The organism is Paraflavitalea speifideaquila (assembly GCF_032395985.1).
In the GTDB taxonomy this organism is placed as follows: Bacteria; Bacteroidota; Bacteroidia; order Chitinophagales; family Chitinophagaceae; genus Paraflavitalea; species Paraflavitalea speifideaquila.
Window position 1 is genome coordinate 3,982,832 of record NZ_CP135920.1, and the last position, 26,886, is coordinate 4,009,717.

The following is a 26,886-nucleotide window of genomic DNA, read 5'->3' on the forward strand; positions in this document are numbered from 1 at the left end:
TCATGGAACAACTTGTCTTTGATATAATGCCTTCCACGAATGCCGGTTTCCGGCTTCAATACCTCGAAGTACTTAACTGGGGAACCTTCAACAAGGTTCGCTGGAAGATTGAACCGGATGGCTATAATGCATTACTGACAGGAGATATCGGTTCTGGCAAATCTACGCTGGTAGATGCCCTTACCTGTTTACTGGTTCCACACAATAAGATTGTATTCAACAAGGCCGCAGGTGCAGAAGGAAAAGAAAGGAACCTGCTTAGTTATGTAAAAGGAGAATACAAGAAAGAAAAGGAGGAAATTACCAAAACCGCCAAGCGGGTTTATTTGCGCCCGGATGACAATACCTATACTGTGGTTATTGGGAATTTCTACAATGAAGGATACGGCGAAAATATCTGCCTGGCACAGGTGTTCTGGATTGGCAATGACGGGAAAGTGGAGAAATTACTCATCATCAGTACAAAGCCACTGACCATTACACGTCACTTCAATGGCTTCACCGATATCAATGACCTCCGGAAAAGATTACGCCAAACAGAAGGGATCCAGTTGTACAACGACAATTTCAGTCAGTATAGCGATCATTTCAGGCGGCTTTTTGGCATGAACAGCGATAAGGCTATCGACTTGTTTTACCAGACGGTTTCCATGAAATCGGTAAGCAGCCTGACAGACTTTGTTCGTGATCAAATGCTGGAACGGACTGATGTAAAGGAGCAGATCGCTACCCTGCTGAAGCGGTTCGATGATCTCAACAAAGCACATGCCGCCGTTGTCCATGCGAGAGAACAATTCCATATCCTGAAACCGTTAACAGAAGCAGCTGTAGAGTTTGGGGATGCGGGCAGGGAAATTGAAAACATTGAGTTCATGTTGGAAGTGATACCAGCCTGGTTTGCTGAACAGAAAAAGAAATTATTAACAGAGGCTATAAATTCGTCAAAAGAAGAGTGGGATCTCGCAGTTATCATCCAGCAAAAACTGGCAGTTGAACGGGAAATGTTGGAAAATAAGAAGATGGGGCTATTGCAGGATATTGCCAATAATGGGGGAAAAAGGCTGGAACAAATTACCATGGAGATCACCCAACATGAAAAGGACAAGAAGCTTAAGAAAACAGACTTTGGGGATTATGAAAAGCTGGCCCGGTTCTGTGGCCTGTCCTCTCCAGGTAGCATCCTTGATTTTCAGACCAACATCCATAAAGCGAGATCCTTACATACGGATTGTACCAACCGTGAGGAAACACTTCGGTATCAGCGGGATGACCTGATGAGCGAGCTCCGGAGAAATGAGAACATCTTGAAGGTAGAAGAAGAAGAGCTTGCTTCCTTGATGGAAAGGAAAACCCAAATCCCTGGAAAGTATATCAGTTTCAGGTCACAGCTTTGTGCTGACCTTGCTATCGGGGAAGAAGAACTTCCCTTTGCCGGTGAATTGTTACAGGTAAGTGAATCAGAAAAATCCTGGGAAGGCGCCATTGAAAAACTGCTGCACGATATGGGTATTAGCTTACTCGTCCCCAAACAGCATTACCGGAGTGTGAGCAAATATGTGAACGACAATCCGGTAAGAGGGGGAGATGGAAAGGGTATCAAGCTTACCTACCTGGAAGCCGATCCCGATGGCTCCTTTGGTTATAAAAAGCAATTGGACAACGGCAGTATTGTATACAAACTGGAGATCAAGCCCGATTCTCCGTTTAAAACCTGGTTGGATAGCTACCTGCAAAGAACCTTTGGTGATTTTATTTGTGTTGATGTCAGCCAACTCCCCAATGTTTCTTACGGCGTCACTCGACAAGGATTGATCAAAAGTGGTAAGATCCGCCACACAAAGGATGATAGAAGAGATATTAATGATAAGCGCAATTATGTACTTGGTTGGAGCAATGCCTCTAAGATCAAAGCTTTGGAAGAAACAATTGCCAACCTGAATGACCAAATTCTTCAACAACGATCACTGAGAACCTCTATAGAGGCGGAACAGCAGAAAAATGCCGATCTCCGGCAACAGATTACCTTGCTGCTCAGCATTACCGACTATAGCCGTATCGACTGGACCTTTCATCTGGAACAGATCCATCTGCTTGAAAAGGAAAGGCATGAACTGCTGCACAACAATGACGTCCTTTCCTTGCTGACTCAAAAAAGAAATGAAGTTATCGCTTTGCTTAATGAATTAGTCCAACAGGAAACAGCAAAGAACCAGGAAATAGGAGGGTTTAAAAAGGATATTGAGCATTACGAAAAAGAAATTCAGCGGGCAGATGAAACCATCGCTCAGGCAGATCACTCAAAAAAGAAATCTATTATCCCCTTATAGCATCAAAACTGACCGGCAATAATCTACGGCTTACTTCGGTCGATAGCCAACAGGAAAAGTTCAGAAAGCTGTTTGAGGGAGATACGGGAGAACTGAAAAACTTCGTTACCGTCATAGCACCCTACGCTCCCGGATAGAAAGTAAGATGCGTGAAATTAAAGAACATTCCAAAGCAGAATACAGCGAAATACCTGAAAACATAGATGCCAGGGTGGAATATATAAAGAAGTTCGAACGGCTTGTTACAGAGGACCTGAAACGGCACGAAGAACGATTCAAGGAAGAACTGAATAAACATACCATTCACAGCATTGCCGTATTCGATAACCAGTTGGAAAAGCATGAAAAGGATATCCGGCAAAAGATAAAGACTATTAACCAGCATCTTCGCGAGATCGTTTATAATGCCACCCAGGAAACCTATATCACCATCCTGATGGACGCTACTCCCAATAAGGAAGTGAGGCTGTTCAAGGAAGAGTTGAAAAAATGTTATATGCATTCATTCAGCAGCAACAACGAGCTGTACACCGAAGAAAAGTATGAACAGGTAAAACAAATTCTGGACCGGTTTGCCAGCGCAGAGAACAGCAACCGCGAATGGACGAATACTGTCACTGACGTACGCCAGTGGTTTGAATTCAATGCCAGTGAGCGGTTTCTGGCAGATGATTCCGAGAAAGAATTTTATGAAGGTTCCGGCGGCAAGAGCGGAGGGCAAAAAGAAAAATTGGCCTATACTATTTTAGCCAGCGCACTGGCTTACCAGTTCGGTTTGCAGTTTGGAGAGGTCAAGAGTCGTAGCTTTCGTTTTGTGGTCATTGACGAGGCTTTTGGGAGGGGAAGCGATGAAAGTACCCGGTATGGGCTGGAGTTGTTCAATAAACTAAACCTGCAATTACTGATCGTTACTCCCTTGCAAAAGTTGCATATCATCGAAGGACATGTGAATTCCTTCCATTTTGTCAGCAATAAGGACGGTAACAATTCCCAGGTCAGCAACTTTACCAAGGAAGAATACGAGCAGGAAAAGGCGAAACATAACAACCTTTTTCAGCATATTTCCACATCACCACAATAAAAAATGATAAGTCCGGAAGAAATCAGCCAACAGGCCCTGAAATGGTGGAAACCTTTCCTGCAAAGCATAATAACCGGCGATCGGTTTTTCCTAAAGAGATAGACCGTATCGGTAAAGCAAAGGCAGCGGATATTACCGGGAGATTCGATTTGCTGCAGGAAGAAGTAGCTGTCTTGTATAAGCACGCAAAAAATGAAACCGGATTGGGCTACCTGGTGAAAACAACGGAAAAGAACTTCCGGCGTACAGGCAATCACCAACTGCCAGAGAGCATTGCATTTGAAACTGCTGAAGACTATCTTCATTTCACCAGGAAAAAATCAGAATGGCAGCTGTTTAACCGGAATTATGAATTGCTGATAAAAGCACTTCCTCAACTGAAGGCCTGGATTCTCGAAAATCCCTTACATCTTACTTTACCTGGCAGGGATTGGACTGGCATTATAGCCGTCTGTAAATACTTTATTTCAATCAAGACCTGATCTTTATATCAGGCAATTACCAATCCTGGTTCACACAAAGTTTATTGAGAACAACGAAGCGTTGATCCAATCCCTGTTGGATTTTCTTATTCCGGATCATATCCGGGATAGAGGTCAGAAAAAAATGGCTGATAGGTATTTCCTTCAAAGGGATGAACCATTGATCCGGACAAGGATGCTGGATGAAAACCTGGCTTTAGTTAATAATATAATGGACTACAGTATCCGCCTGTCGGATTTTGAAAAAGGAGCATGGAATAACGTAAATGTGGTGATCACGGAGAATAAGATGAATTTCCTGACCCTTCCTCCAGTGCCATCCGCTATAGCCATTTGGAGTGGCGGTGGTTTCAAGCTTAGTTATCTTAAAAATGCCCGGTGGCTGAAAGACAAACAAATTTATTACTGGGGGGATATTGATGAACATGGCTTCCAGATTCTTCACCAGTTACGTAGCTACTACGCACAAGTCAAAAGTGTGATGATGGATAACAAAACATTCGACCGGTTTCGGGAATTTAGTAGTATAGGCGAACGAAACAAGCCGGATAAACTAAGTCTCCTGAATGAGGATGAAGCAGCATTGTACCAAACCCTTAAATCAATACAAAACAACAGGCTGGAACAGGAAAAGATTCCACAGGAATATGTTGAAGTTGCTTTTTCTCAGTTAGGGATCAATATATGATTGGACGAATGTCAATCCGATCCTTTGTTCGATCATACCCTGTTAATTCACCTTAGCGCCAAAATGTGCAATGGAGTCTCTTTGGAGTGCTGTCATATAAAAAAATACAGAAAAGAGGGAGTTCAGCAAACGCAAGAACCGGTAGAGTGGACAGAGGAAGAATGCGCTATAAGTCAGGTTTTATGCTAATCTGAATAAGCTCATTGCTCTGCCTTAATAATCTTTGGTTTTAGGTGATACATGTTGTGATTGGCATCATAAATCAATACTGGCGGCCCATAAGAGCCGCCTCTTCCTGGCCGTCCTGCCTGACGGTAGGTGCTATTGTCTGCAGCACCGCCAACAGGTTAAACAGATAAACTTACCCGGGCTGCGTGGATGATAGCTGACAAATTGTTTTGTATTGACTTTGCTGAAGTCAATTTCATGAAGTGTTTTTTTATCAACCGACTGGGAATAAGTATCAAATGAAGTGAAACTCAACAACAAAATTAAAGTAAGAAAGGGTACAGTAAGGGATTTCATAAAAAGGGTTATTTCTCTCGCTGGGTTCCGGTTATAGAATGATTAAATGTAGAAATAATTTATGAAGACGCTTCCATTTTTCAAGAATGGCGCACTGTTTTAGCATTTTAACAAGGAAGATATATTTAATGAGTTGTGCCCTTTATGCTTGATATGCAGTTGGACTATAATTTAAGCAGATGCTACAGCCGCCCTTTCTGGTGTACCCTGCCAGGCAGCCCAGGTATTGAAGCCCATAAATGTGCTAACAGGAATGCCGTGTTCGCGCAACTGAATATCCGGACGGCCTATAGTATACTTATAAACGCCTTTGCTCAATTCACCCTTATAGCCAATGACAGAATCGAGGGCTGCTATGTTAAGGGTGTTCAGAACACTGTCTGCCGGTACTGCTTTGGGGTCTTGTCCACGGGATTCTTTCACCTTATCAAATATAGCTTTCACACCTTTTGCAAGGTCTTGCACAACGCCCGCCTTATCAATGTGCATGTACATTACATTGGGATGATTGCGCACAAAATGGTTGTGAATGGCTGTTATTTTGAATCCTTGCCGGATCACTTCCTGCTGAACTGGTTTGAGGTCGTTTTCTGTAATGATGATGTCGCCCATCACCATTGCGGTGTCAGCACAGGGGTAAAAGCGGCCCAGCTTCCCAGACCCATCGGCGGAATGATCTTAAACCCATCTACTGTAACATGCAAATCATGCTGGGGAACTGTGATCTTATATTCTCCGTTCTTCTCAACTCCTTTCATACCGGTCACTTGTTCTATTGTCTGAATATTCAGTTTGCTACTACCGGGCGGACAGGAGATCGTATCTTTCTTTGCTTCCGTGGTGGTTGCGGTATCGTTGAGGACAGGGCTGGAGCAGGAGACGGCATGAACAATCAGTCCTGACAACAATAATGCTGGTAACTTCATAAATGTAGTATTTGGTATGATCAAAGACTTTTGACGAGCAGGCCGGCAATAGCAGCCACTAATATAATGAAAGGTTCCTGAATTTTCTTAAAGCGGAACAACAGAGCCGCCGTTGTAACAGCAATCAAAACAGCTATTACATCGGTTAGCTGCCGTTTCGTTAATACGCAAACAGCTCCTATGATAGCTCCAATGGCGGCAGCCGTTACACCGTCAACAAAGGCTTTGATACCGGGATGCTTGCCGTACTTCTTAAAGTAAGGAGCCGGGAGTATGGTAAAAAGATAGCAGGGCAAAAATGTTGCCAGGGCAGCTACGCTGGCTCCGGGGAAGCCAGCCACCAGGTACCCAATAAACCCTACCGTAATAACGACCGGCCCGGGTGTGATCATTGCCACCGCTACTGCATCGAGGAATTGTTGCTCGGTTAACCAGCCGTATTCCTTCACTACTCCGCCATAAAGAAAGGGCACAATGGCCAGGCCGCTCCCAAATACAAATGCACCAGCCTTAAAAAGAACCAGCCTATTTGATTGATCTTCTCATTTGTCCAGTCGTTGTTAATGACCTGCAGTAAGACAGGTATCAGGAAATTGCTGTTCAGTGATCGCTTTGAAGAGGGAGGCACTTTATACAGCCACACGATCACTCCGGCAGCTAGCACCAGCCACAGCATTTCCCTCCCGGTAATAAAAGTGACTACGGCTACAATGACCGCAATAACCCAAAGCAGCCAATCCTTTCCGAGGCTTTTTTGCTTAGTTTATAGCTGCTGACCACAATAATACCAATAACGGCAGCGCCGATGCCATAAAATACTGCCTGCATCCACGGAAGGCCACCAGCCAGTACATATACCCATCCCAGGCTAATAACCATGAGAAAAGATGGTATGACAAATGCAATACCTGCTAATGTCGCTCCCCAAGTCCGGTAGTGGACATATCCCATGTAGATGGCCAATTGAGCGGCCAGAGGTCCCGGTGCGAGTTGAGCGAGGGCCAGTCCCTCCTTATAATCATCTTCAGCTATCCACTTTCTTTTTTCGACGAGGTCGCGGTGCATATAGCCTACCAGGGCCACCGGACCACCAAAACCAATGGTGCCAAGTTTCAGGAAGTATAAGACCATCTGGCGTAAAGTATAGGTTATCTGGCTCATTTGCACTGCTTTTGGTTGATCAATCCAGGTATGATCAAACCGCAATTTTATGAAACCAGCCTTTCTGAAAATAGAATAGAAATTACGTTTTAGAACGGAATTTACTTTTTCTTACTTTTTTCCGGTACCCGGAGGGGCTGACGCCCATATGGGTCTTAAATATCCTTGTAAAATGGCTTTGGTCGGAAAAACCAGTTAAGTAGGCAATATCCGTTAGGGAGTACGATGCAGTCGCCATGAGTTCCTTTGCTTTTTCAATGCGCTGTTTTCGTATGTAATCTCCAAAGGATAAGTTGTCGAAATGCTTTGAAAATTCACGGGACAAATAGGAGGGGTTAATATCAAGGTTTTTGGAAATTTCTTTCAGGCTCAGGTTCGTGTCGATATGGTCTTGTATGAGTTCCTTAAGTTCCTTCGCCCAGGCTGGTATACGTTTTCCGGCGCCTGCTTTGCTTTTCAAAAACTTTTGCAACACACCGAGTAGCAAGTTTTCAAATGGCTGCTGCGTATGTTTCACCTTTTGTAAGTGTTTGGCCCAACTGTATAATGCGTCATAGATAAGCATGCCTTTTTCCAGCAGTTCATAGTCATCCTTGTGATTGTAAGCAAGACCTGCGGAGATTGCCCATAAGCCGGAAGCCTGGACTGCTATTTCATGGCGATCAGTATCTGCTCCGCGCACAATGGGGGCCATAGCCAATACTGCTTCATCGGTGATGTGATGTTTTTTGATCAGGTAGTCAAAAGTACAGTGGTCCCCATAGTGTGTGTATTCTACATCCGGCAGATCAAATGGAATCGCCTTTAATTCCTTCGCTTTGCTGATCACCTGGTCGAATGGCATAAAAATGATCTCGGCATTTTTATCAATAAAGCGCCTGATCAGCCAGGGGCAGGCAATGCGGTCGATTTTGGGGTGTTCTCGTGTAATCCACTTCATAGTCAGTGCCCGTTGTTGGTTAAATTGATGGTGAGGGTTTCGTCCCGTCGGTGGAGGGCATAGGAGCAAATATAGATCACCTGCCTGGTTGTTGATCGTATACAAAATCTACTTATCCCGGCACAACAATAAGCACCATGCACTGGTAATACACATACAAAATAATGCGTAAAAAAGGTTGCGGTTTAATCGGGATTAGCCTATTTACCCAGACAGGTAAAAGTTCAAAAAATTATACAGCATTCACTATCAAATATTTACGACACATATCTGATATGCGAATTTCACAATTGGTTATACCCTGATCAGGTGTTCTTTTTTGTTCTTGGCACAACGCTTTGTAGGCTATTAGTTTACAAAGTATTTCTTATTTAGCATTTCCCTAATAGGTACTGTCTCTCCTGATTTGTACATTTACTGTCAAATTGTATTTATGTCAGATTATAGATTTGATAGAACCGCATTCAGAATGCTGACTTTTAACGAAGCAGATAAAGCCAATGTGTTTGAAAAGAGTATCTCCTATTCTGAACGTTTACGTCAAGCCTATTATCTTATCGCCCAGGCTTATGGCTTTTCAATGACCGATCAGCCCAAACTGGATAGAACCCATTTTTCAAGCCGGAAACAAAAAAATAATGGGGAATATTTTTAACGATGACTTCAGGGATTTTATTCAGGCAATGAACAACCATAATGTTGAGTATATTTTGGTTGGTGGTTATGCTGTTATTCTGCACGGTTACAGGAGAGTTACTGGCGATATGGATATATGGGTAAAAAGAACCCAAGACAATTATTCTAAACTTACTCATGCATTTGCTGAGTTTCGCCTTCCACTGTTCGATATGACGGAGGAAAAGTTTTTGGATGCAAAAAAAAACTGATGTATTTTCCTATGGAAGACCACCGGTAAGTATCGATATAATAACCGAGCTCAAAGGCGTACAATTCGACGATGCTTTTTCTCATGCCCAGATTTTCAACGAAAACCAATTAATGATTCGCTTTTTGCATTTAGACAACCTGATTCAGGCTAAAAAAGCAGCAGGACGCCATAAAGATTTAGATGATATTGAAAAATTAACATCGGGTGATTAATCACTTTGACATTCCTGAAATTCGTTAAAAGCAATTAGGCCATAGAGCTTGTCCTGTTCCGAGTACCTTAGAAAGGCAAACGCCTGATTTTTACCTATAATATGAAACCCCATGCCCCCTGGCTAATCCAACATACCCTTTTCTTTTAAGAAACCAAAGATCAATTTATCTACTGCTGAAACCTTGTCCCTATCTGAATATTGCAGCCATTTGATTTCTTCAATTTCAGCGGCTGCTTTTAATTCCCCCATAAAGTCTGCCATATAACAGGTCATTTTTACAATCACTCCGGTTGGGTACGTTTAATGACACCTTTTGCAAGAACTATAAAATTGACTTTATCAATCCGCCTTCCACTCTTATGGATGCTCCATTTGTAGCAGAAGCCAATGGGCTGGAGAAATAAACAGTGGTATCCGCAATCTCTTCCACACTGGCAAAGCGCTGCAGGAGCGATGTCGGACGTATATTTTTAAAAAGTCTTCTTCGACCTCACGTATAGATTTATTACTTGCTTTTGAAAGATCTTCTAAAAGCCTCCAACACCTTTAGACCTGGTAGGACCGGGCAAAATAGAATTTACAGTCACATTGGTACCTTTCGTTAGTTCTGCCAATCCTCTGCTCACTGCAATTTGCGCAGTCTTTGTCATTCCATAATGAATCATTTCTTCCGGAATAAATACAGCAGATTCGCTTGATATGAAAATAATACGGCCCCAGTTTTTCGCAAGCATTTTAGGAAAACAATGTCGTGACAGCCGGATGCCGCTCATAACGTTTACTTCAAAGAATCTAAACCAATCTTCATCTGGTATTTCAGCAAATGGTTTTGGCTCGAAAATCCCTGTATTATTGATCAATATATCTATCTCAGGTAATTCTGTGATTAACTTGTTGACTTCTTCAACCCTGGAAAAGTCGGCAGCGATTCCTGATACACTTGCCTGCTTAACCAATGACTTTAACTCGTCTATGGCCTTATCAACCCCCTCTTTTGTTCTGCCATTAATAATAACTATAGCACCTTCCTGCAAAAATCTATGCGCAATGGCAAAACCAATACCGGCTGTTGAGCCGCTAACAAACACCGTCTTATTATTGAGTTTTAAATCCATTTTTAAATCGTTTATAGGTTATACATTTTCATAATTACTACGATTGCAAATTATCCGATAACGTTCACTGTCCAACATCCCCGAAAATAGGCGATTTTCCTGTGACTAATAGTAGTGAGCTAAGGTTGTCGCTTTTTTACAATTCTAATGATTGCTCTCCTGCTAGTTTTGAGCCCGTATCAGATGCATTACATCATTAACATTTACGACCATGGAAAAAGAAGAAACACTCCTAAAAGCAATGCAAGATTGGGATGATGCGCTGGCCCGTAACGATATTCCGGAAATGGAGCGGTATATGTCCCCGACTGGGTGATCGTGGGAACAGGCAGTGGAATTACAACCCGGACTGATTTCCTGGGATCGGTTATTTCAGGCGACCTGATCCATTCGAAGATGAGTATGGAGGAAAGCAGGATCAAAATTTATGGAGATACCGGAGTCGTCACGGCAAAGGGTATAAGTGAAGGTATCTATAAGGGGAGTTTTTCAGCCTTTATGAATGGTCGACGAGCGTTTTTACATGGAATGGGGCTCATTGGGTGTGTGTATTGACAATGCTTACGCCTGTATGATAGCTTGAAGCCGTCATCCCGGAAACCCATTCCCCTCAGCAAGTGTAACCTTCTTAATTAAATAGATCTTCCATATTAACCTCAGCCTGAACTCGCCCGAGATAATGCTCATTCATCTTGGTTCCGTAGGTTGTGATCATTGTCAAAAACAGATTACTCCTGGTCTTTGTTTCGCTCCGAAAAACTTCTATTTTTGATCTAATTCCTGTGCATATTTTTTTCAATGACAAACACTGCATTGGAAAATTTTATCTCACAAATATTGATACAGTGATCCTGCCTGTCAAGCAACAGATCTATTTGTGCACCCTGCCCACCTTTACCAGACTTATGCCGAAAGGTACAGGCATTGGTCAAAACACCTTCAATGCCCAGCGCCCGTTTTATTTGAAGTTCGTGCTTCAGACATACGGTTTCAAATGCCGACCCACTCCATATAGCGTAGGTGGAGGTATTGTATTGCCTTAACCAGACGCCAGCGCCTGTGTCCCTTGAATGTTCAACAAATTTTAAGTAAAAAGGGAATACTCATCTGAAAGTTTGTAGATGCTTTCGTTTTTATTCTTTTGAATGGTACGTAAGCAGCAATAAAGCCAGATTCTGCTAGCTCGTTCAGAATATTGCTGGTTGATCCACCTGTTGTAAATCCGCACGCTTTAATAATTTCATTTCTTGTCAGCCCACCAGGTTTGATCGCTAAAATCCGGATTACCTGTTCGTGCTGTTCCGCATTGGTAAAAGCGCCGCATATAAGTTTTTGAACTCATTTTTTAACTGCCCATCTTTAGTAAAAAGAGACGGTCAATTATTTGAGCGGGGCTTTCACCGGCATTTATATTTCTTAAGTAATGGGGAATTCCGCCCATCGCCATATACAGTTGTAATATGCCATACTTTTCCAACACCACACCGCGACTCTGTAGATACGCTTCAGTTTCACCAAGATTGAACGGCATAAGCCTGATCGTTTGTGTAACACGATTATGTAACCCGCCCTTATCATTCAGAATTTTATCTATCATCCAGGAAGCCGCTGACCCACAAATGACCACTTTTACATGCGACAATTTAGATGCCTGTGTATTCCACCAATGATCAAAAACCTTTAAAAAGCCGGATTTATGTGTTTCTATCCATGGAAATTCGTCAAAGAAAAATACAGCAGGTTTGTCTGGCGGCAAATTCAGCATATAAGTTGTTAGCATGCTAAAAGCTTCTAACCAGGTAGCTGGATTGGCCAACGGGATAGTACTTTGGGTGGCACTTTGGAGGGCAAGCCTAAAATTTTCCAATTGACTTTTGTAACTGGCTTTTGAGCGCCCGTAAACTCAAAAGCAATGAACTCCTTATAATAAGTACGGATCAAATAGGTTTTACCAACTCGTCGACGCCCGTAAAGTGCGATCAATTCAGCTTCAGGAGTGTTCAACCGGGACTGCAGGATCTTCTGTTCTTCCTTTCGCCCTACTATTTTATTGTCAGCCAAAACAGGTAAATTTTATACAAAATGGACGGATATAGATTTCTATACCCAGCCAAAAGTAGTAAAAAAGGCGATTTTGGACGGGGATAGCAGGATCCAAAGCGCCCCCAAAATAGACCTCCCTGATTATCAATAGATTGAAAACTATAAGCCCTGTCCCTAAAAAATGCCCCGCATAGAAATGCAGGGCCAGCTGGCTACTGAATTGTACTCACCACCTCACCCTCAGTCCGCCATCCTTTCCCACTGCCATACCCGATAGATCGCGTATGTTCATTATGCCTGGCAGTTCTTCCAGGGGAGCCAGGAAAGCCATGTTTTCGGGTAGTACGTCCGGAAATAAAACGATCCGCACATAATCGATGCACTCCCCGTAAACCCGCTCCCCAGCACATTGAACAAGACCTGCCGGGCCAGGTCTTCCATGTTGCGGGTATACCCCAGGCGGGTGTTAACAAATACATAGAATGACTGCCGGAATTGCGGCGTCTCCCGCACATCAAACCAAAAGGAGTCTGCCCCCAGCCCGGCAGTTTCCAACTCCTCTGCCATACCCTCCTCCGGACCCGTGGCGGGCATCAGCGCCACCAGCTCCCAGGTGGCCAGTTTGGGCGCTTTGTTGATCAACCTGTCTGCCGCCTTGAATGACTTGCTGCGCCCTAAAGCCGAGATCACCAGTTTGCAACGCCTTTTGTGACCATCCTGGCTACCATACAGGAACGGCACCAGGAAACGGTGGTAAGCCGCCGCATGTGTTTGCAGTTCGGCCATCCAGTAGGCCTTCGCTGCTGGTATCAGCGCTTCGTAATTCAGGTAATGGTGCTGGTTGCGTCTGAACCAGGTCCAGAAATGCATAACTTTTGACTGTTTCATTATGATAGATTTTGTGAGCGATCATCAACTATAAAAGGGCGCCTCCCGCAAGAAGCGCCCTGGTAAAACCTACTCTTCTTCGTTGAGTACGGCGGTCTGGCTCACCGCGCCCATTACACTACCTGCTACAGCGAGGTAGCCGGCGATGGTGCTCACGATCGCAGGCAAGGCGACCGGGGCGGCCAGTACGGTACCACTGGCGGCTGCCAGCGAAATACCGATGGTACGCAGTAGCTTGAAGAACTTCGGTGTCTTGTCCGACATCCGGTTGATGATATTGCTCATAGTGAATAATTGACTGATTAATAAATAAAACTCCTGCTACTATTCAGCAATCTTAACTGCCTTGCTGCCACCCGGTTGCCACAGCTCCTGCGCATGAGCAGTTGCAACCGGGGTTCACTAGCTGGCATGGAAGCTTCTGAATAAACATGCCTGCCAGCGAATAACAGTAAGGCGGAATGGTTGGGACCGGTTACTGACAACAGATGAAAATAAGCGCTGATGGTATGGCTGCTGTAACAACAGGCAGCGGATTCCTGACAAGGAAAGGCGTCATTCATGGTTGCCGGTAACCATTGTTTCAAGGATTAAAGTTGATCCACCCGCATGATAGTCGTGGCATTGCAATCGCCCGTCTTCAGTGCATAGGATTGATTGTTGACCCTTTGGGAGAATTCGATACCTAATGCCACCAGGATGGTATCGGGACTGTTGATGGGTAGTGTTAGTTCCAGGTTGGTTCCTGGGTAGGGAACCTGATCCCACAACACCTCATCCGTACTTGCCCGCATATATTCATAGGCTTCAGTATCAAAATTGACAGTAGCCGTAGCAGCTACAATCCTAAAGTGCGTAGTACCGCCTGGCGCCTGTACCATTACTTTGGGCACAAACGAAGGAATAGTAATCACTACCTGGCCGGTAGGGCGATTAATCACAATTGGGCAGCGTACATAAAAGGTTTCGCGTAAACCTGCACGTACATTGAAATTGAAACCCTTTAATTGCAATTGATCGCCTTTGCCAACGGTTCGTTCGCCGCGCCGGCTTACGGGATCGGTCATAAGCACCCGCGAAAAGACTTTGTGCAACCTGGCCTGGGTGACGCTGTCTTTTGCGAAGATGGTTACGTCCCGGAAAATTTCGCGTGTCAGTCTGGACGCTTTGCCCGCACGGCCAAACTCGGCCATGTTCTCCCTGGTACGCTCGAAGGTGGGGTCATTCTTGATCCTGTCAGAGGCTAACCCCTTTGATGGTTCTTTTGCCATGTTTGTTTTTTTTAGGTTTTTAAATAATAGAAATGGTTGGCCGGTCCAACAGAGAAAATCTTTATACAGTTGGGAAAAGCTAAGCACACAGTCGTGCCCACCTCGCCCGGTAGGGGTGTTATCCTGCGGGGGTATTGCCTGGGTATTGCCTAAGTATTGCCTGGGTATTGCCTTGGCGGGGTAGTATTCCTCCAGGATTCCCTGGGGATTCGGATAGAGTAGGTAGGCCATCAGACTACCATTTTCAGACAATACGGGTACCATTACGCTACCATTCTGTCCAGCTATGTTGCAAGTGTTTGTCATATACATCAATTTTGATGACACAAAGCTGGCGGGATTCTGCCGACCGTTTTACCAGGTTGTTACCAGCCTGGTAGAAATTTATTTCTGCAACAACCAATCAGATAAAAGCGCCTAAAAAAGCCATATCGGTTGTCCGATATGGCTATATATTACCGCAAGGGGTTTTATAGCATACTTTTTACCAGCCTGGTAAATAAAATGAGCGGGTTATTCTTCTGATTGATCAATATACTTGAGCAAAGCTGCTCTTAACTCATCGAGAAACTTGGAGCTACTGGTCTTGCGTTCTTTTATCTGGATAAAAGTATCATAGTACTTATGGAGATCTACCTTCAATGCATCGGACAGAAAGTTCATCACCTCTCTAATGGAAGCCTTACCCTGGTTAAAAATCCGCGGGCATACAAGGCATAACCCAGCTCCACAATATTGGTGGGTGTGTCGGTGCAGATTAATTGCGAACTGACGATGCTCCGGTTCTCTTGGGTTTCCTGTTTAACTGGAGAATGTAGCAACTTGTCAATGTACTGCATCAGCAATTCGCTCCCTATCAGCTCTGCCAGCTGTCCATCGCCACAGGTGCAGAATTTTTCATCATAATCGGCCGACAAGGGCATGAGCGGCCAATCATTGAATTCCCGAAGAAAGTAGGCCTGGTCCAGCGCCGTGGCACCCGACCGGTAATATTTCCATAACGTATCGTACTGTTGAAAAACTTTCGTCAGCATATCGCGTTCCATCGTTAATCGTTCCTTTTCCTTGGCCCAGCACCCTTTTAGTTCGCCCAGGTGCAATTGGTAAACCCGTTTGTAATAGAAATGCCGGCCGGCAATAGCCGGTTTAATGTATTTGAAAAATAAATTTCTGTATCGGGATCTGGAAATCCATTGGCAGTGATGGATTTTCTAAACTGTCGAAGTAATTCCAGGCAATGCTGGCTGCATTGGATCAATTTTGCGCTTGGTTCGCTTTCCCCATTTTCTATTACCGTCAATTGTTCAAGCAAAGCCTTGTATTGGTTATTGAGATTGGATTTTTCTGTAAACATGGTAATTAGTTTAGATGGAGCCCACATCAGTACATAAGACTGATGAAAGGCATTGGAATGACCTAATAAGGTGACCAGGGAAATTTGAAAGGAATAGGAAAGAAGAATGATCAGAAAAAAACGGGAAGAAGATGATGTGTAATTAAGATGAAGGGAAATTACTATTCTTGCAATAAATAGTATTGCTGTATCCCCCACCGTTGGCGTTACAAATGCGTTACTCAGTTAAAAACACTTGAATTTACTCATTGTAATAGGTTTTAAAAGCGTTGATCACCTTCTCCCTACATATAACAACAAGTAGACAAGCTAAACCTAACTTTTTATCGCATATTTTTTTAAAAAAGTATACTTTTTATGGTAGCCTCCTGTAAAGCTATGCGGCTAAAGCAGGAATCCGGGCCTGCTTTCAGGGCATCGGCTACCTCCATGCCTCTTATGATCCTGGCAAGGGGAACAAATAGCGCTTCATTGTACGCTGCGGTAGTATGGAACCTCCCTTATTGAGGGGCTTTACGAAAATAAACCTGAACCGCTTTCTATCATAATTTCCACAGGAACGCAGCGCCGGCTATGGCCGCATTTTCGCCGAGGATAGCCCGTTGCAGGTTCATGGTAGTATTGTATTGTTTAAATCGTTCCATGGCGGCAGGAATAAAATAGTCCCAGGCTTTGGCAATATTACCGCCAATGATCACAATGTCCTGTAGGGTAGGGGGGATATTTCAATAGCAATACATCCGCCAGGTGCTGACCAAAGTGGTTGAACAAGGCCCTTACATGGCCGTCTTGCTCATACAAGGCGATGAGGTCTTTAACCCCCTCTACCGATTGACCGGATACGCGGGCATACTCCTGCACAAACCAGCGCGAACAGAGATAATCCTCCGCCCGCGCATCCTTAAATTCCGTACTCCACAGATCGCCATCATGGATCACGCCATTAAAAAATCCGGCAGAGCCCAACCCCGTACCCAGGGTTATGCCCGCCGCCTGCTGATAACCTTTGCCAGCACCTCCCTTCACTTCTCCCAATAAAAAAGCGCTGGCATCATTCACCATTTTAATATGGCTTACCGGAATGTGCAACCTGTCGGCCAGCATCTTTTTTACGTTCAGCCCATGCAGGGATTCAAACTTATGCAGGCCCGTGATATAACTGATCCCTTCTTCATAATCAAAAGGCCCGGGCATAGCAATGCCGATGTATTTTTCAGCAACGGAGACCTGCGCAAAACTGGCTTCAATAGCATTTGCCCAGCAGTCGATGATCTCCCCGGCACTGCCATGTGGATCACATTTTGCACGTACCGCGTACGGCTCCTGCAGGGCTGCCAATCCCAGGTCAACCATGCATACACTGATATGCGATCCGCCAATATCGATCCCGGCTACCTGCCGCTCATTGATCGTACTCATTGATTCACCCCCATGTTTTATTGGGCTCCTTGCCCATCCACAATTCCAACACACCTCCTTTGGCATAAGCTTCATGGGTGAACCAGCAGGTATTGAGGGGCTCACCATTCAATGTTGCCTGCTGTATATAATAATTGGCGGCCGCATTATTATGTGTTTTGATCACAAACTGTTTCCCTTTGTAATACCGGTTATCGAGTTGTATGGTTACCTCATCAAAGATGGGTGAAGTAATATCATACACGGGTGTGGTGGATTCATTGCCTGTTAATCCAAACAAACCAATGGCCATGAGGGCGCTCACGCCGCCCATTTGCCCCTGGTCTTCATCATGACCACCATAGCCCAGGTCGGGTGTGGTGCCGCCATAAGCCTGCGCCTGCACCCGCCGCACCCAATACTGCGAAAGCCAGGGTTTGCCGGCATGATTAAACACATGGGCATTGGAACATCCGGGCTGGTTGGCATAACTCACATATCCTTCCGTGTACCCAAATACAAAATCACTGGCCGCAGCTTTTTCAAAAGCGTAATTGAGTTTACTGCACAGGGTATCATTGCCACCCATCATGTTGGCCAGTGCCGCAATATCATGTGATACGCCCCAAGTGCCCTGCCAGGCATTCGCTTCTACCCAACCTTCCCCACTCAATGCATTATGATGCATAAATTGTCCGTTCCGGTCTTTGGGAAATAATAATTTCTGGGTGCTATCGTAGCAATATTTCCAGCCACCGGCTCTTTTTGAAAAGAAGTCGTAGTCTTTTTCTTCCCCATCTTCTTAGCCATCTGCGCAAGTCCCCAATCCTGGAAACCCGCTTCAATGGTGATGCCCACATTACCGGGCCACCAACCATTTTTGGTGTAGAACTGAATATCTTCCGCACTGCCCATCATGCCCCCTGGCAAATGATTTTGCTTAATGATCTTAAACGCGTGTGCGGGATTGGCTTTGGTCAGCAATCCTTTCATATAGGTGCTAACGATCAGGTTGGTAGCGGGGCAGCTCGTCATGATATAAGAATAACCACCACCCGAGGGGCCGCGTGGCAACAGGTAGCCATTGTTGGCATACTCGATCATGGAGGCCGACATTTCATCCTGCACTTCAGGCCAGGCAAGGCCCCACAATACATTCAGGTTCCATTGGGTAAGCCACCAGGCATCGGAGTTGTACATATTGAAGCGCAGACTGCCATCAGCATTCTTCGGTACGGTTTTGACCTTGAAGACGGCATCGGTAAAATTCCCATCCCGCTTGCCTTCGGTACGATCGGGATAATCGCCCGACACATCGTTGATCTTGTGCCGGCCCAGTAATACATGCCAGAGGTCTGTATAAAATTTCGTTTTCTGTTCGGTAGTTCCACCTTTCACGTCCATCTTGCCCAGCCACTGGTTCCAGATGGCCTGTGACTCCTTTTTCACGGCATCAAAATCCCAGCCATTACATTCAGCCTGCAAATTCTTACGGGCATTCTCAATGCTGGTATAGGAAAATCCGATCTTCATCTGCACTTTATCGCCCGCCTGCACGTTGAACAGCGCAGCCAGTCCCACACTATCACCTTCAATGGTATTGATATTTCGTACCTGTTGTTGTCCTTTCCAGGCATCCAATGACTGGTAGGCCTTATCAAACTGGATCACGAAAAACATTTTCACATCCTTGGGGCCGCCCCAATAGCGTTTCACCGAACTAAAGCTGCCTTCAAATTCGGTATTGCTAATCTTTTTCACCACAGCATTGGTCATGGTGCTATTGCTGACATGGCCGCCCAGGTTGGTGAGGATGCGCGCGGGCATCGCTTCTGTCCAGGTAAAGCGGTAAAAGCTCACCCGGTTGGTAGAGGTCAGTTCCACCCAGGTTTTCGGCTGTTGCAGGTATATGCGCTGGTAGCCTGGCTGCACAATTTCATCATCGTGGTTAAAGGTCGATTTCCATCCCTGCTGTCCCAATCGCGGGTCAACGGTTGGTGCAGCAGGCATCACTTCAATACCCGACAACATCCAGCAATGGATCTGGTTAAATCCCAGTATCTCTTTTTCATTGTAATTGTAACCACCCCCATTCTGATTTTTATTGCGGGTAAGGGGCGCAGCACCAATCATCCCAAAGGGCCGGTTACCCGTAATAAAAAGAAATAACGGCCGCGGTTGGTTTCGATATAAGGGTCTACCCACGATACATAATCATTGGCTTGCACGGGCGAAGGGAACACTTCAATTTCAGAAAATCCCAGGTCGCTGCCCGTACCATCGGTGGCCACAAATTTTACCCAGGAAACGGTCTTATCAGTAAAATGAATGGCTTTGCCAATCCCGTTCTTCGGCAATTCGTTTACCCAGATCTTACTGCCGTCACTGAATTCCAGCCGGCCACCGGCAATATTCTCTTGTAAGGAAGCACGGTCATATAACACGATCTTGTTGATCGTTTGCAGCGTTATCCAGGCCAGTTGGATCCAGGGAAAACGGATATATCCCCAATCGGTGGTCACCCCTTCGCAGGCCCATTCGCCTTTTCCATCCACGCCTATCACACCATCCACCACATGCGATGCATCCAGTTGTTTATTCAAAGAAGTGGAAGCGGTCACAATAGCCGCAGGTGCTATATTACCCGGGCCAGCCATGACCGCCCCGCTTATCAATAATGCCCATGCAATACCCAAACAAAATTTCATACGGTTATAGTTGCTGTATTAAGATTATGATTTGTGTCACCAGTTATCCGTTCTGAAAGGCAGTGCGGGCAATCCCGCTTTATTCTCCAGATTGGTAACCGGGTAATTGCTGAAGGCATAGCGCACAGCTACCGGTTGCGGCACCTGTTCACAATGCAGCCACACTTCCTGCGCTACGATGGTCGCCACGGCTTTGTGAAAAATACGATCAGCGCCCGCTACATAGAAACATTGCGGGGCGGCTCCATCGTTGGTGCCCAATCCACCCGCCAGCGAAGCCGGGTTAAATTGTACTTTCACCGTTCCCGTATCCACCCGCATACGCGCATACTCCGGACCGAGGTAAGCCATCTCTTTTTACCATAGTTCAACGCCAGGGCATGACGGGCCAGCCGCCAGCCCACGCCTTGTTTGTTGCGCGGATGAAGATCAGCAGGATCACAGATATCCATGATGACTGCCATACCGGCATTGGGCACCGCAAAGCGTGTCCGGTCCTGTGCTTCCCGCAGGTAAGCATAGTAAGTAGACGAATCATCATCACCCTCCCATTTGAAGGGCGCTACCTGTACATAATAAAAGGCAGATCGCCCTGGGCAAATAAAGTACGCCAGTTGCGGATCATGGCGGCAAACACCTGCGTGTAGACAGCACCATCGTTTTTGTTCGACTCGCCCTGGTACCAGAGAAACCCACTCACAGAAAGGTGACGCAGTGGATAGATCATCGCATTGTACAAAAGTGTGGGCAGTACATTTTTTCAAAGGTCACTACAGTATCGGGAGTGATCTTCGATACAGCGCTGGTATCGTAGGGATACAAATATTTTTGATAGAGGGTTGTGTTTGCTGTCAGGGTATCCCGGCTGGTCCAGGCCTGGCAACTGGTAGCGCCCAGGCTGCTTACGACCAAACCCACCGGCACCTGCAATTGCTGGTGAATGGTACGGGCAAAGAAATAAGCCGCCGCACTGAAGTTGGGAACAGTTTGTGGTGTACAGACCGTCCAGGCGCCATTGACACAATCATCTTCCGGCCGGGCTTTGAAATCGGTACGCACATTGTACAAGCGGATCGCCGGATAGTCGGCCGTAGCTATTTCCAGGTCATAGTTCAGCGGCCCCTTCAGCCAGGGCAAAAAGGTTTGAGTTCCATGTCCATATTCGACTGGCCGCCACATACCCATACTTCACCGATCAATACATTGGATAACACAATCGTCGAAGCGCCACACACCAATTGAATGCGATGCGCTTTATAATCACCCGGCACAGCCATCGGCACCGGTATTTTTATAAGCCAGCTACCATCGGTATTGATCTTAATGGTAGTTGCTGTACGCATCCAATCGGCCTTCACCGTTACTACACTACCTGCAGGTCCATGTCCGCGCAGGGTGCAGGACTTGCCCTGCTGGATCACCATATTCGATTGAAGGGTATTGGCCAGCGAAAAACGGGTGCTGTAGCAGTAGTAACTGAATAGCCCGCTTGTCCGGTCAACAGGCAAGCGAGCAGCATCAGGTGTCTTCCTACGGTGATGGATTGAATTGCTTTCATGGCAGGACTTTAACCCGCACAAAACGGGGACGGTATAAGTTCGGGTACAGTTTAATATCGTTGAAGAAATCGAAGGAGTTTACATTGTAACTGATCAGCAGTTCATCAGGTGTCGACAACACGGGGTGCACCTTGGCATTGTAGGGAAAGAGGTCTTTATCTGCCGACACGGAAGCACTGCAATCAAACAGTTCGATCACCTTGCCAAAAGGCCCTACGGGTGAACTGCCCAGGCGCATGCCTACATAACGGCCCAATCCATCGGCCTGGAAAGTGAGTGCATACCGGCCATCGGTTAATTGCATCAGGCCTATTTCATTCGACAACCGGTCGGTGATGGTGGCAATCTTTGCCACATCGGTATTCCATGCCGCGCCATCCCAGAAAGTCCATTTATCAAAAGATGTTATATCGGCTGGTTTTATCCGCGCCACCATCAGTTTCTTTTCTTTCCCTTTGATGCCATAGATATAGGCATAGCCATCAGGATGCTGAGCACCGGCCGCTTCGGTATTCACGAAAATACCCGCGCCGAAAGAGCCCGTGCTATCTACTTCTTTGCCCAGGAAAAAGGGGATATCCAATTGGCGGTATTCGCTAAAAGGAGGCTGTGCGCCGGCAGGAACGATGATCAGCGTATTGCCCACTTCCTTAAATCAAAGGCCTGGTTTGAAATATTTTTAATACGATAGCCGAAAATGTAGAGGTCATTGTTTTGTTCCTGGTTCACAAAACCATCGCCCAGCCAATAATAATCCCCTTTCTGTGTAGCAGGTGTGGCAGGAACAAACAGCGAAGCAGGCTTGCCATTTTCTTTTTTTCCAATAAAAGCGAACATGCGCCGTATCCGGTATGCCATCTTGCAGAACGGCTACTGAATTGTTGATCATTGTATAACCGGGTTTCAGCGAATCTTTTTCAATCTCACCCAGCATGGTATCACTGAACCAGATCAGTGTTTCGCTTTTTTTAGCAGCACCCGGTGTTTCTTTGCCATCGCGGGTTACCGCAAATATTCCATCTCCGCCAAACCAACCGGATTTACGGGTGAAAAGGGCGTCCCATTCAACAGCAGGGCTGGCGGTAAAATGCAGGGAATCAAGGCTGGGCAGGGTATCGGGAGCGGCCGATGCCCCATTACCCGCAGACCGGCAACCACCCAACACAATGGATGCTGCGATCACCAGGGAAGCGTAAGGAACAATATGACTACGAGTAGGAGAGAACATGCGTTATTTTTTCAAATGAATGTTATGGTACTATAGGCTGTTTCAATGCCGTTGAATTTAGCTGTTACCCCGAGCTTGTCGAAGCTGTCTTAAGGGTGGGTCGCCCTCTAAGTCCCGCCGACGGGCGGATCACCCTAGTCTAAAGAAGCTTGTCGACTGTCAGCCTCCATTAAGGTACTGCGTCGAAGGTATATACAAACAGTTCATGATCGGTATAAGGAGGTCCGAGCCAGGAGAGATCGAGTACGATGGTCATCACCAGCCTGTCTTTGGTTACGCTGCGCACAGTATAGGTTTCTGTGGTGATGGCCGTGGGATCGAATAGGGAATGGTATACCTGTTTAAATGTCTTTTCATCATCACTCAATGTCCATTTGTCATATACATTGAAGCCATCGAAAGTGCAGGCTGAAGCACCATAATTAACAGTAATGCTGCTATCCCGCTTCCAGTAAAACACATCGTCCTTTTCACAATCGGTAATGGTTTCCACCGCTGGCTGACCGCTCTCCTGGAATTTGGATTTCAGCAACCATTTATGCGAGAAGATATTCTGTGCGGCAGAAGCTACGGTGTTTACCGTAAGGTCTTTTTCCACCGACCTGCCCTGGTTATCAGTAAGCCTGAAATTGAAACCTACCAGTTTGTCGGTTTCATCGGGATTCAGGGTATAGGTGAATTTGTACTGGTACTGTTTGTCGCCGGTAGACGTTGGTGTTACCTTTTAGTACCATACACATTGTCTGGCACCAGGTTCACACCTTTGGTGATCGCCAACTCTTTGAATCCATCGGGAATGGTGATGTTGATGGTAGTCTCGATCAGTTTGCCGGATTTGCCGGTGATATTATCTGATGATAATTTCATGACGGGCGTATTTGGGTCTGTGCCGTCTTTTTACAACCTGTCATGATCAACAGGCCGCTTATGAATGCAATCGTAAAAAGGGGATATGGCCGCATAATCGTTATTTTGAAATGTTAGGATTCGATGCCTTTTAATTTCCAGAATTTTTCAATGTCTTCCAGTGATTTCTCTTTTGTTTCGGGCACCAGTCGCCATACAAACAGGAAAGCCACTACCGACATGATCATATATATCCAGAAAGTACTGGCTTCGCCAACGGAAGACTGGAGCATGGGAAAGGTTTGTGATACCAGGAATACGGCTGCCCACAAAAAGAAGATGGCGACCGACATAGCCCTGCCGCGTACATGCGTAGGAAATATTTCCGCCACTACCACAAAAGTGAGCGGCCCCAGTGAAATGGCGAAGAAAGCGATATAAGCCAGGATGGCCAGCAGTACCAGGGGCCCTGGTTCATATTAAAATAGAAGGCGGCGCCTACCAGTCCGAGGCAAACGGTCATACCGGCAGAACCGATCAGCAGCAGGGTTTTGCGCCCCCACTTATCAACGTATTTGATAGCCACTACGGTAAACAATACATTGATCACACCTACCAGCACCGTTTGCAGCAAAGCAGATGAAGAACCATCGCCACTCGATTTGAATATCTCGGGCGCATAGTACATAATGGCATTGATGCCCGTTACCTGCGAAAGGATGGCCAGGATGATACCGATGATCAATACAAAACGCAATCCGGGTTTCAGCAAATGCCCAAAGCTGCCGGATTGCTGGTGCATCACTTCTTTAATGGCTATTAATTCCGCTTGTGCCTGTTCTTTGCCGTTTACTTTGGTCAGTACATCCTCCGCCTCATCCAGCCGGTTTTGCCGGGCCAGCCACCGGGGACTTTCCGGCACCTTCAGCAACAGGTAAATAAAGAGAATACTCGGAATAATGCCGGAACCAAACATCCAGCGCCAGCCGCTGCTTACATTCCATGCTTCATTGTGCAGCCCGGCAATGCCGGCATTCACAAAATAGATCAGCAGGATGCCGATCACGATGCCCATCTGGTAAATAGAGATGAGCCGGCCACGGATATTGGCCGGCGCGATCTCTGAAATATACAGGGGCGACAGCATCGACGCAATGCCGATGCCGATGCCACCGATAAGGCGGAAGAAAATAAAATAGTTCAGACCCAGCGGCAACAGGATGCCCAGCGAGGAGATGGCAAAGGCAAAGGCCGAGATCATCAACACTTTTTTACGGCCGATCTTATCGCTCAGGCTGCCGGCAAACATGGCCCCGATCACACAACCGGTCAATGCGCAACTGGCCACCCAGCCCATCATAGCGGGGAAAGCGCATATTTCGTTTGTATGAACCCAATGGCGCCTGCTACTACCGCTGTGTCATAGCCAAACAACAGCCCCCAACCGCCGCCACATAGGTGCATTTATAAACGTATTTTAATCCTTGCTTTTGCATAATCGTTAGTTTATTCGATAATCAATTAAATGATCCGTTCGTACATAGGCCTTGATGGTAGCGCAGGTTTTTCCCGCACTCTCACCATAAGGCCGGATGGTATAAGCCCCTGCATCGGCAGGAACAATAAAGGTTTCGGCATAGTGCACCACAAATGGTCCAAAGGCGCCGCCAGGGCTTTCCACGATCGCTTCCCTGCCTTCGATCAGGTTGAGAACATTAAAACGTCCTTCGGTATGGTGGGGAACGGTGCCGGTAAACCAATGCCGCCTTGTTTCAATGAAAGAGAGGTCATCAAGACCGGTACGTTCTTCCCGCCAGCCTTCGCCCTTGCCCAATGGCTGCACTTTGTTGAGGATATGTTCTTTTGTCCAGGGTGTGGTGCGGTCCCACTGGATCACATTTTTCCATGTTCCAGCGAAATGGGGCGCGGTTTTCCGTCGAGGCCCATGCGGCCCCAGTCCCATAACTTGAAAGTGAAAATATACGGTGTGGCGCTGATCTCCAGTACCACGCTGTTGGCGCCGGAGCAATGCACTGTACCCGAAGGAATGAGCACATGATCATGTTGCCGCACAGGCCATTTCTCTACATACTCCTCTGCTTCAAAGCCTCCGCCGTTTTCCTGCGCTTCCTGTAGAGCATGCAACATTTTCCCGGGCACAATATCTTCTTTAAGTCCGAGGTATACATAAGCATCCTCTTTTGCCTGGAGAAAATAATAGCTCTCATCCTGCGTATAGGCCATGCCAAATTTTTCGCGGATATATTCTTTGAGGGGGTGTACCTGTAAACTAAGGTTGCCTCCCTCCATCGTATCCAGGAAATCGAAGCGGATAGGAAACTCTGCACCAAATGCTTCATATACTTTCTCACCCAACAGGGCATGTGGCTGGTTAAACACCACGTTGATAGAAGGTGTTTCAAACTGGATATTGTCAAAGCCCAACAACAGGCTGTTCTCTTCCGGTACACAATCAAACCCCCAGGCAATATTCTTTTCATTAGGGTCCAGGTCGCATACTTCTTTCAGCCATTGGCCGCCCCAGGGGCCGGGATCGAAGAAAGGCACCACGCGGAAAGGCCTTTTCACCACTTCCCGGAAAGCATTGAGCAGCGCATATCCTTCGATCATTTTTGGGTTGCCGGCAATAGTAGTATCGATCACATAATCCCAATTGGCCATGAGGATGTCTTGTGCCGGTCGCACACCCGCCAGTCAACGAAGAAGGCTCTTTTGTATTTATAGGCAAATGGTTCGCCGGTATTGGAAATACCGAGGTTACCCACTTCATTCCTTCTGAAGCGAAGTTGTATTTCCCAACGCGGCATATCCGCATATACCAACAGGTCGGCTTTGGGCGCAAGCAGGGCAGCACCTGTGCCGTATACAATGGTCAGGCCCGCTCCCTGCTGTGCAATTTGCTGCTGCAATGCCTGGACCTTATTTTCATCAAAAAAGTTGATCAGCGAAAGCGGTGTGATGTATCCGAAAACAGGATCATCCGTCACATAGGGGTACACCATTTCATTGATGGCTGCTTCCGGGAGCATTGCATCACCGGCAAATACCAAATGAGCACCCGGTAATTGTTCCTGTAGTTGCATAGCCATTTCATCAGTGGCCACACCATGATAACATTCAAGGGCGAGTACAATTTTTGTTGCCGCAAACTGTTCGCTTTTTGCGCTAAGGCCGCAGCGATCGTTGTCCATCCATTCCATCCCTCATACCCCGGGATCCGGA

38 protein-coding genes and 3 pseudogenes are annotated in these 26,886 nt (G+C 46.2%); 7 read left to right on the plus strand and 34 right to left on the minus strand.

What is annotated here, in order from left to right; genetic code table 11:
- Positions 1-2: 2 nt before the first annotated feature.
- The 4 genes from RS881_RS27105 (at position 3) to RS881_RS27120 (ending at position 4,578) form a co-directional block, all read left to right on the plus strand.
- Positions 3-2,327 carry an ATP-binding protein gene (locus RS881_RS27105; RefSeq protein WP_315823962.1) on the plus strand — a complete coding sequence of 775 codons (2,325 nt, stop codon included), beginning with the start codon at positions 3-5 and terminating at the stop codon, positions 2,325-2,327.
- Between the two features lie 145 nt (positions 2,328-2,472).
- Complete coding sequence (locus RS881_RS27110) at positions 2,473-3,408, plus strand: SbcC/MukB-like Walker B domain-containing protein (protein WP_315823963.1); 936 nt, start codon at positions 2,473-2,475, stop codon at positions 3,406-3,408.
- A 41-nt stretch (positions 3,409-3,449) separates the two neighbouring features.
- Positions 3,450-3,890, plus strand: a complete 441-nt coding sequence (locus RS881_RS27115; RefSeq protein ID WP_315823964.1) for a DUF3322 domain-containing protein — start codon at positions 3,450-3,452, stop codon at positions 3,888-3,890.
- A 124-nt stretch (positions 3,891-4,014) separates the two neighbouring features.
- Positions 4,015-4,578 (plus strand): Wadjet anti-phage system protein JetD domain-containing protein, encoded by a 564-nt coding sequence (locus tag RS881_RS27120; RefSeq protein ID WP_315823965.1) that lies wholly within the window; start codon positions 4,015-4,017, stop codon positions 4,576-4,578.
- 696 nt (positions 4,579-5,274) lie between these two features.
- On the opposite strand, the gene RS881_RS27125 is transcribed toward RS881_RS27120, so the two are convergent.
- From RS881_RS27125 to RS881_RS27150, 6 genes and pseudogenes are all read right to left on the minus strand, one after another.
- A complete protein-coding gene (locus RS881_RS27125; RefSeq protein WP_350340254.1) occupies positions 5,275-5,598 on the minus strand; it encodes a DUF1259 domain-containing protein in 324 nt (107 codons plus the stop codon).
- A pseudogene (locus RS881_RS27130) lies at positions 5,590-6,029 on the minus strand (DUF1259 domain-containing protein); the annotation flags it as partial. The pseudogene RS881_RS27130 and the gene RS881_RS27125, both read right to left, overlap by 9 nt.
- A 20-nt stretch (positions 6,030-6,049) precedes the next feature.
- A complete protein-coding gene (gene chrA, locus RS881_RS27135; RefSeq protein WP_315823968.1) occupies positions 6,050-6,502 on the minus strand; it encodes a chromate efflux transporter in 453 nt (150 codons plus the stop codon).
- The gene (locus tag RS881_RS27140; protein WP_315823969.1) at positions 6,478-6,693 is read right to left on the minus strand and encodes a hypothetical protein; all 216 of its coding nucleotides are present in this window, start codon (positions 6,691-6,693) and stop codon (positions 6,478-6,480) included. Before RS881_RS27140 ends, chrA (RS881_RS27135) begins: the two co-directional genes overlap by 25 nt.
- Before the next feature lie 41 nt (positions 6,694-6,734).
- Entirely contained in the window at positions 6,735-7,190 is a 456-nt protein-coding gene (chrA, locus tag RS881_RS27145) for a chromate efflux transporter (protein WP_315823970.1), read from the minus strand.
- A gap of 82 nt (positions 7,191-7,272) precedes the next feature.
- Entirely contained in the window at positions 7,273-8,130 is an 858-nt protein-coding gene (locus RS881_RS27150) for a chromate resistance protein ChrB domain-containing protein (protein ID WP_315823971.1), read from the minus strand.
- A gap of 433 nt (positions 8,131-8,563) precedes the next feature.
- Here RS881_RS27150 and RS881_RS27155 point away from each other — a divergent pair, with 433 nt between their 5' ends.
- Genes RS881_RS27155 through RS881_RS27165 form a run of 3 tightly spaced genes read left to right on the plus strand, consistent with a single transcriptional unit; the run spans position 8,564 to position 9,231 of the window.
- Complete coding sequence (locus RS881_RS27155) at positions 8,564-8,785, plus strand: hypothetical protein (RefSeq protein WP_315823972.1); 222 nt, start codon at positions 8,564-8,566, stop codon at positions 8,783-8,785.
- Positions 8,769-9,017: a hypothetical protein gene (locus RS881_RS27160; RefSeq protein WP_315823973.1), complete on the plus strand. Its 249-nt coding sequence runs from the start codon at positions 8,769-8,771 to the stop codon at positions 9,015-9,017. Before RS881_RS27155 ends, RS881_RS27160 begins: the two co-directional genes overlap by 17 nt.
- Positions 9,001-9,231 carry a hypothetical protein gene (locus RS881_RS27165; protein ID WP_315823974.1) on the plus strand — a complete coding sequence of 77 codons (231 nt, stop codon included), beginning with the start codon at positions 9,001-9,003 and terminating at the stop codon, positions 9,229-9,231. The genes RS881_RS27160 and RS881_RS27165 overlap by 17 nt, the downstream gene beginning before the upstream one ends.
- A gap of 122 nt (positions 9,232-9,353) precedes the next feature.
- Here RS881_RS27165 and RS881_RS27170 read toward each other — a convergent pair whose 3' ends face one another.
- The 28 genes and pseudogenes from RS881_RS27170 to RS881_RS27310 form a co-directional block, all read right to left on the minus strand.
- Positions 9,354-9,494, minus strand: coding sequence for an NUDIX hydrolase (locus RS881_RS27170; protein ID WP_315823975.1), 141 nt, complete (start codon positions 9,492-9,494; stop codon positions 9,354-9,356).
- Between the two features lie 61 nt (positions 9,495-9,555).
- Entirely contained in the window at positions 9,556-9,663 is a 108-nt protein-coding gene (locus RS881_RS27175; protein ID WP_315823976.1) for a hypothetical protein, read from the minus strand.
- Positions 9,664-9,760: 97 nt separating this feature from the next.
- Entirely contained in the window at positions 9,761-10,348 is a 588-nt protein-coding gene (locus tag RS881_RS27180; RefSeq protein ID WP_315823977.1) for an SDR family NAD(P)-dependent oxidoreductase, read from the minus strand.
- A 1,345-nt stretch (positions 10,349-11,693) separates the two neighbouring features.
- A complete protein-coding gene (locus RS881_RS27185; RefSeq protein ID WP_315823978.1) occupies positions 11,694-12,164 on the minus strand; it encodes an AAA family ATPase in 471 nt (156 codons plus the stop codon).
- Complete coding sequence (locus RS881_RS27190) at positions 12,140-12,409, minus strand: hypothetical protein (RefSeq protein ID WP_315823979.1); 270 nt, start codon at positions 12,407-12,409, stop codon at positions 12,140-12,142. Before RS881_RS27190 ends, RS881_RS27185 begins: the two co-directional genes overlap by 25 nt.
- A gap of 273 nt (positions 12,410-12,682) precedes the next feature.
- The gene (locus tag RS881_RS27195) at positions 12,683-13,279 is read right to left on the minus strand and encodes a hypothetical protein (protein ID WP_315823980.1); all 597 of its coding nucleotides are present in this window, start codon (positions 13,277-13,279) and stop codon (positions 12,683-12,685) included.
- A gap of 69 nt (positions 13,280-13,348) precedes the next feature.
- Positions 13,349-13,564 (minus strand): hypothetical protein, encoded by a 216-nt coding sequence (locus RS881_RS27200; protein ID WP_315823981.1) that lies wholly within the window; start codon positions 13,562-13,564, stop codon positions 13,349-13,351.
- 305 nt (positions 13,565-13,869) lie between these two features.
- Positions 13,870-14,856: a hypothetical protein gene (locus RS881_RS27205; protein ID WP_315823982.1), complete on the minus strand. Its 987-nt coding sequence runs from the start codon at positions 14,854-14,856 to the stop codon at positions 13,870-13,872.
- A 207-nt stretch (positions 14,857-15,063) separates the two neighbouring features.
- A pseudogene (locus RS881_RS27210) lies at positions 15,064-15,740 on the minus strand (RteC domain-containing protein).
- A complete protein-coding gene (locus RS881_RS27215) occupies positions 15,632-15,904 on the minus strand; it encodes a hypothetical protein (RefSeq protein WP_315823983.1) in 273 nt (90 codons plus the stop codon). The pseudogene RS881_RS27210 and the gene RS881_RS27215 overlap by 109 nt, the downstream one beginning before the upstream one ends.
- A gap of 542 nt (positions 15,905-16,446) precedes the next feature.
- Entirely contained in the window at positions 16,447-16,602 is a 156-nt protein-coding gene (locus RS881_RS27220) for a hypothetical protein (protein WP_315823984.1), read from the minus strand.
- Entirely contained in the window at positions 16,586-17,323 is a 738-nt protein-coding gene (locus RS881_RS27225) for an ROK family protein (RefSeq protein ID WP_315823985.1), read from the minus strand. The genes RS881_RS27220 and RS881_RS27225 overlap by 17 nt, the downstream gene beginning before the upstream one ends.
- Before the next feature lie 4 nt (positions 17,324-17,327).
- Positions 17,328-19,435: pseudogene (locus RS881_RS27235) on the minus strand (GH92 family glycosyl hydrolase).
- Positions 19,432-20,010, minus strand: a complete 579-nt coding sequence (locus tag RS881_RS27240; RefSeq protein ID WP_315823987.1) for a DUF7402 domain-containing protein — start codon at positions 20,008-20,010, stop codon at positions 19,432-19,434. The pseudogene RS881_RS27235 and the gene RS881_RS27240 overlap by 4 nt, the downstream one beginning before the upstream one ends.
- Before the next feature lie 36 nt (positions 20,011-20,046).
- Entirely contained in the window at positions 20,047-20,361 is a 315-nt protein-coding gene (locus tag RS881_RS27245) for a hypothetical protein (protein WP_315823988.1), read from the minus strand.
- Positions 20,307-20,489: a hypothetical protein gene (locus RS881_RS27250; protein ID WP_315823989.1), complete on the minus strand. Its 183-nt coding sequence runs from the start codon at positions 20,487-20,489 to the stop codon at positions 20,307-20,309. Before RS881_RS27250 ends, RS881_RS27245 begins: the two co-directional genes overlap by 55 nt.
- 83 nt (positions 20,490-20,572) lie before the next feature.
- Positions 20,573-20,737, minus strand: a complete 165-nt coding sequence (locus RS881_RS27255) for a sialate O-acetylesterase (RefSeq protein ID WP_315823990.1) — start codon at positions 20,735-20,737, stop codon at positions 20,573-20,575.
- Positions 20,734-21,147, minus strand: coding sequence for a hypothetical protein (locus RS881_RS27260; RefSeq protein ID WP_315823991.1), 414 nt, complete (start codon positions 21,145-21,147; stop codon positions 20,734-20,736). Before RS881_RS27260 ends, RS881_RS27255 begins: the two co-directional genes overlap by 4 nt.
- Entirely contained in the window at positions 21,135-21,518 is a 384-nt protein-coding gene (locus tag RS881_RS27265) for a hypothetical protein (protein WP_315823992.1), read from the minus strand. Before RS881_RS27265 ends, RS881_RS27260 begins: the two co-directional genes overlap by 13 nt.
- Positions 21,519-21,564: 46 nt before the next feature.
- Positions 21,565-22,215: a DUF5005 domain-containing protein gene (locus tag RS881_RS27270; protein ID WP_315823993.1), complete on the minus strand. Its 651-nt coding sequence runs from the start codon at positions 22,213-22,215 to the stop codon at positions 21,565-21,567.
- A 60-nt stretch (positions 22,216-22,275) separates the two neighbouring features.
- Complete coding sequence (locus RS881_RS27275) at positions 22,276-22,797, minus strand: hypothetical protein (protein ID WP_315823994.1); 522 nt, start codon at positions 22,795-22,797, stop codon at positions 22,276-22,278.
- Positions 22,798-22,966: 169 nt separating this feature from the next.
- Positions 22,967-23,395 carry a hypothetical protein gene (locus RS881_RS27280; RefSeq protein ID WP_315823995.1) on the minus strand — a complete coding sequence of 143 codons (429 nt, stop codon included), beginning with the start codon at positions 23,393-23,395 and terminating at the stop codon, positions 22,967-22,969.
- A 119-nt stretch (positions 23,396-23,514) separates the two neighbouring features.
- Positions 23,515-23,664, minus strand: a complete 150-nt coding sequence (locus RS881_RS27285; RefSeq protein WP_315823996.1) for a hypothetical protein — start codon at positions 23,662-23,664, stop codon at positions 23,515-23,517.
- Between the two features lie 113 nt (positions 23,665-23,777).
- On the minus strand, positions 23,778-24,107 hold the full coding sequence (locus RS881_RS27290; protein WP_315824635.1) for an MFS transporter: 330 nt from the start codon (positions 24,105-24,107) through the stop codon (positions 23,778-23,780).
- Positions 24,035-25,003 carry a sugar porter family MFS transporter gene (locus tag RS881_RS27295; RefSeq protein ID WP_315823997.1) on the minus strand — a complete coding sequence of 323 codons (969 nt, stop codon included), beginning with the start codon at positions 25,001-25,003 and terminating at the stop codon, positions 24,035-24,037. The genes RS881_RS27290 and RS881_RS27295 overlap by 73 nt, the downstream gene beginning before the upstream one ends.
- 141 nt (positions 25,004-25,144) lie before the next feature.
- Entirely contained in the window at positions 25,145-25,540 is a 396-nt protein-coding gene (locus RS881_RS27300; protein ID WP_315823998.1) for a hypothetical protein, read from the minus strand.
- Entirely contained in the window at positions 25,537-26,325 is a 789-nt protein-coding gene (locus tag RS881_RS27305) for a class I mannose-6-phosphate isomerase (protein WP_315823999.1), read from the minus strand. The genes RS881_RS27300 and RS881_RS27305 overlap by 4 nt, the downstream gene beginning before the upstream one ends.
- Positions 26,304-26,864 carry a DUF8485 domain-containing protein gene (locus RS881_RS27310; protein ID WP_315824000.1) on the minus strand — a complete coding sequence of 187 codons (561 nt, stop codon included), beginning with the start codon at positions 26,862-26,864 and terminating at the stop codon, positions 26,304-26,306. The genes RS881_RS27305 and RS881_RS27310 overlap by 22 nt, the downstream gene beginning before the upstream one ends.
- Positions 26,865-26,886 lie beyond the last annotated feature (22 nt).